The organism is bacterium, from assembly GCA_023135785.1.
Taxonomy (GTDB): Bacteria; CAIJMQ01; CAIJMQ01; order CAIJMQ01; family CAIJMQ01; genus CAZNJA01.
Genome location: JAGLSL010000091.1, coordinates 1 through 4,619 on the forward strand (window position 1 = coordinate 1; position 4,619 = coordinate 4,619).

Sequence of the window (4,619 nt, forward strand, 5' to 3'; positions counted from 1 at the left end):
AAATAATCTCTCGGGTCTGTTATTTCACCTTTTATAGCCGAAGCTACGGCGGTTAAGGGTGAAGCGAGGTAAATATAGCTATACCATTTATAATAACTCTCTAAATTTTTTAACAGTTAAGCCTATGTCGCTAATAATACTTTTTAAGGTGCGGCGTTTTATAATTTTTCCACGATGTCTGGGAACTATAGTGTGTCTTCCATCCGATTTTCTTCGCCATACTTCGTGACTGCCTTTCGCCTGTCTATAGAATTCAAAACCAATTTCTCTAAGTACGCGTATGACTTGGAAATCTCTCGCCCATTTCACTTGCTCCCCACTGCAACAGGAATGCTTGAAGTTACTATTACATCTCCTTTCAAAATGGGAACTTGGGGCAATTCTTTATTTAACTCCTGATAGGACTTGAGCATTAGTTTAATGGCATCTTCTATATTTTCCATAACTTCAGCATAGGTGGTTCCTTCTACATGGCAACCTTGCAGTATCGGACATTCCGCATAATAGCCACCTTCTTCCAAACACTCTACTATTATTGGATACAGGTATTGTCGCATTTCTTAATTCTCCTTTTGGGAATATTGTATCTGAAATTTACCTTTCCAACAAATTCACAAATAATCTCTCGGGTCTGTTATTTCACCTTTTATAGCCGAAGCTACGGCGGTTAAGGGTGAAGCGAGGTAAATATATGAATTAGGATTCCCCATCCTTCCTTTAAAGTTTCTGTTTGCCGTTGATAAGCAAACTTCTCCGTCAGCTAATATTCCCTGATGTATTCCTACGCAAGGTCCGCATCCGGGCGGAAGTATAAGACCGCCTGCTTCAACTATGATTTCCCACAAACCTTCTTTTATGCCTTGCGCATAAATTTTCTTGGAGGCAGGACCAACAACAAGCCGAACACTCTTGGCGCATTTCTTGCCCTTTAGTATTTTACAAACAGCTCTGAAATCTTCCAATCTTCCGTTTGTGCAAGTTCCAATTAAAACCTGGTCTACCTTTGTCCCTCTTAGTTCTTTTACATCTTTCACATTATCTACGCCGTGAGGAGCCGCTATTTTGGGAGAGAGTTTGTTTGCATCAATAGATATAACTTTTTCATATGAAGCATCTTCGTCTGCTTTTATTTCTATATACTGTTTTTCTCTGCCCATACTAGCAAGATATTCCTTTGTGGTTTCATCTGAAGCTATAACACCAACCTTTGCGCCTGCTTCAACCGCCATATTACATATGGTAAGCCGTTGGCTCATATCAAGATTAGAAATTGTTTCTCCTGCAAATTCCAATGCTTTATAAATAGCGCCTTCACTGGTAAGAACGCCAATAATATTAAGAATTAAATCTTTCGCAGTAACACCTTCAGGAAACTTGCCTTTGACTTCAACTTTAATCGTGGCAGGAACCTTAAACCACATCTTTCCCAACGCCATGCCTACTGCAATATCCGTTGAACCCATACCCGTTGCAAAAGCGCCTAGGGCACCGTGAGTGCATGTATGCGAATCCGCGCCAATTACTATATCACCGCATCCCACATATGATTCAGGCAAGATTTGATGACAAATTCCATCGCCTATACTGGAAATAACGGTACCGTGTTCTTTGGCAAATTCTCTCATTACTTGATGATGTCCTGCCATTTCTTTTCTTGGAGCCGGAGCAGAATGATCCAAGAAGAAAATTGTATTCTTCGGTTTAGCTATTTTATTCAAACCCAACTTTTTCCACGAATCAATTGCAAGCGGCGCCGTACCGTCCTGCGCCATAACCCAATCCAAAGGCATAATTACTATTTCGCCGGCTTTAACTTCTCTACCGCATTTTTTAGATAAAATTTTCTCTACTAATGTCATATTAATTCTCCGGTTAACGAGTTAGCCAGTGTACCGGTTTACCCGCTAACCCTTCGTTGGTAATATTATCGTAAACGTCGTTCCCTTTCCTTCTTTCGACTCCACTAAAATTTTTCCTTTATGTTCGTCTATTATTTTTTTCGTTACCGCTAAACCAAGTCCCGTCCCTTTTGTCTTTGATGAATAGAAAAGATTAAACACATCATTAATTTTATCTTTGGGGATACCGTTCCCACTATCTTTGATTTCTATTTTAACCTGTTTATTCTTTTCATCATTCAGTGTATTCACCGTTATTTTACCATTTTCACTTTCCATGGCATCCATTGCATTGGATATCAGGTTAAGAACACAATTATAAATCCCATCAGAGTCAATCACTATTTCCTTTATATTCTTATCTAGGTTTTTCTCGATGGTTATGGATTTTTCTTTTAAACGCGGCTGCATCAATGATACTACATCCGATATAACTTTATTAATATCATATAAATTAAAAGAAAGCTTTTTCTCTTTGGAATAACTCAACATATTCATAACAAGAGTGGATATTTTTTCCTGACTTTTCTTCAAAAAAGACCAGCCTTGTTCTATCATTTCACGGTTTTCTTTTTGCAATCCCGATTCAAGAAGAGATCCTGCTCCTTCGAAACCTGCTAAAACATTTTTTATGTAATGCGATAATTCCGCCATTGTTTGTCCGATGGCCGCCATCCGCGCCGCTCTTAAACTCTCTTCATATAATCTGGCATTTTCGATACATAAAGCGGCTTGTTCAGCTAATATCTCCATAATGCGAACATCCTCGTTAGTGAAACCTTTCCTGCCCTTCTTATTCAGCACCTCGATAACTCCCACAAGGTTATTCTTTCTTAACATGGGAACAGCAAGCAGTGAATGCGTCTCGAACCCGGATGTCTTGTCGGCGCTGTTGTCCCACATATTTGTTTTAGTGACGTCCCCTATATTTATAGATTTTTTCTTTTTAGCAACAGTTCCAGCCACTCCTTCACTTGCTTTTAGTCTGATTTCTTTTACCTTTTCCCCTTTCTTACCCAATGCAACCTCAAAGTATAGTTCGTCTTTTTCTCTATCGTATAAAAGAAGCGAACTTGCTTCTGCATTTACAACATTCTTGCTTTCCTCCATAATCAGTTTAAGCAATTGTTTCAGGTCGGTTATTGAATCGATAAACTTGGAGATTCTATATAGAGTATCAAGTTCTTTTGCTAATGAAGATTTTCTTTCTCTAAACATTTTTTCTTCTCATACTACAAAATTTAAACCATTGTAAAAAACAGCAAATTCAACACAAAGGATATTTTAAGTTAGTTTTATGCAGGGTGTCAATTAAGTGAACCCCGCTCCCCGTGCTTTAGCACGGGGCTTTGGGGAAAACTTAATAACACAAACCATCCATCTCCGCTCTAAAGAGCAGGGCTTTACGGGGGCGGGGTAAAACTACTATCGGGGAAATAGTAAAGTCTCTTGTTGCGTAGAGGAAGAGAAGGTGGCAGTTCCAATCCTTACTTGCCCCGTTACGAACAAAAGATGAGTTTTTAGGGGTTTAATGGAAGCTACAATCTTAAACTTTTTACTCTAACGTAAAGATGAGCAATAGCAATATGCGTTTGCTCGATCGTCTTGTTAGCAGTTTTATTTATTTGCGAATCTGTTTAACAATATATCTTCAACGTTTTGGCGTGAGTCAATCGCTGATAAAACATAAACATAATTATCTGAAACTCTATAAATAATTCTCCAAGGTTCTATTATTAATTCTCGATACAATAAAATTCCATAGTCCTGTAGTTCTGGGACAATCCTACCACGATTAGGAAAAGTAAAAAGTCTTGAACATTTATCTTTGATTTTGTGGAACACAGTCAGCGCATTATCAATGCTGTCTTTTGCTATATATTCAATGATTTTGCTTAAATCACCTTCGGCTACGTGAGACCATATTACTTTATATTTATGCATTTATTTTTTCTTTCAATCTTTTTTTCAATACTATCAAATACTTCTTTTTGAGTTTTAACTCTCCCGCTTTTAATATTTTTCTCTCCTTGTGAAATTAATTTTAACAATCCTATGGTATTCCGCATATTTTCATAACTTTGTGGGTCCTGCAATATGGCTTTGGGCTCACCATTTTGTGTGATTATAACAGGCCTATGAGTATTATTAATTTGCTCTAACAGATCTGCCGCCTTTGACTTAAGATAGGTTACTGATTTTATATCTTTTGTAATATTCATATTTTCTACCTCCCGGTCTGAATATAATACCATATTCTGACCGATTGTCAATGATTTTTATTTTTTCAGTACTGCTAACGCTTGAACTCACTGGTTTTTACGGAGCGCAACAGAGTAAAAATCCAGTGCAATGATTTGTTGTACTTGTTATTTGATAAATAGGTCTGAATGTGTTCCCATGCGTTCAAAAATAAGTTGCTTCCCGTCAATTTTATATATTAATAACCAATCTGACTCAATATGACAATCGCGTCGACCTAAATAATTGCCCACAAGTTTGTGATCCTTGTGGATAGTGTCTATTTTGTGACCTGAAATCAATGTCTTGGCAATAATCTTAAACTTTTCAAAATCTTTGCCTCTGCGTTTACAACGCTTAACATCTTTTTCAAACTGTTTAGTATAAACAGGGATATACATTACATACCCAATTTTTTAAACATATCTTTAGTATCTTCACAAACAACAAAATTCTTTTTTTCATTCGTTAATTTGAAAG

7 protein-coding genes are annotated in these 4,619 nt (G+C 37.2%); all 7 read right to left on the reverse strand.

Going from position 1 to position 4,619, the window contains the following annotated elements:
- Positions 1-87: 87 nt before the first annotated feature.
- The 7 genes from KAS42_06310 to KAS42_06340 all read right to left on the reverse strand — a co-directional run bounded on the left by KAS42_06310 (position 88) and on the right by KAS42_06340 (position 4,540).
- Positions 88-309: a type II toxin-antitoxin system HicA family toxin gene (locus KAS42_06310; protein ID MCK4905831.1), complete on the reverse strand. Its 222-nt coding sequence runs from the start codon at positions 307-309 to the stop codon at positions 88-90.
- Entirely contained in the window at positions 306-557 is a 252-nt protein-coding gene (locus KAS42_06315) for a type II toxin-antitoxin system HicB family antitoxin (protein ID MCK4905832.1), read from the reverse strand. The genes KAS42_06310 and KAS42_06315 overlap by 4 nt, the downstream gene beginning before the upstream one ends.
- A gap of 54 nt (positions 558-611) precedes the next feature.
- Complete coding sequence (locus tag KAS42_06320) at positions 612-1,865, reverse strand: 3-isopropylmalate dehydratase large subunit (GenBank protein MCK4905833.1); 1,254 nt, start codon at positions 1,863-1,865, stop codon at positions 612-614.
- Between the two features lie 39 nt (positions 1,866-1,904).
- Positions 1,905-3,116, reverse strand: coding sequence for a GAF domain-containing protein (locus tag KAS42_06325; protein MCK4905834.1), 1,212 nt, complete (start codon positions 3,114-3,116; stop codon positions 1,905-1,907).
- A 399-nt stretch (positions 3,117-3,515) separates the two neighbouring features.
- Entirely contained in the window at positions 3,516-3,842 is a 327-nt protein-coding gene (locus tag KAS42_06330) for a type II toxin-antitoxin system RelE/ParE family toxin (GenBank protein ID MCK4905835.1), read from the reverse strand.
- Positions 3,824-4,120 (reverse strand): type II toxin-antitoxin system Phd/YefM family antitoxin, encoded by a 297-nt coding sequence (locus KAS42_06335; GenBank protein ID MCK4905836.1) that lies wholly within the window; start codon positions 4,118-4,120, stop codon positions 3,824-3,826. Before KAS42_06335 ends, KAS42_06330 begins: the two co-directional genes overlap by 19 nt.
- Positions 4,121-4,267: 147 nt before the next feature.
- A complete protein-coding gene (locus tag KAS42_06340) occupies positions 4,268-4,540 on the reverse strand; it encodes a type II toxin-antitoxin system YafQ family toxin (GenBank protein MCK4905837.1) in 273 nt (90 codons plus the stop codon).
- Between the last annotated feature and the right edge of the window lie 79 nt (positions 4,541-4,619).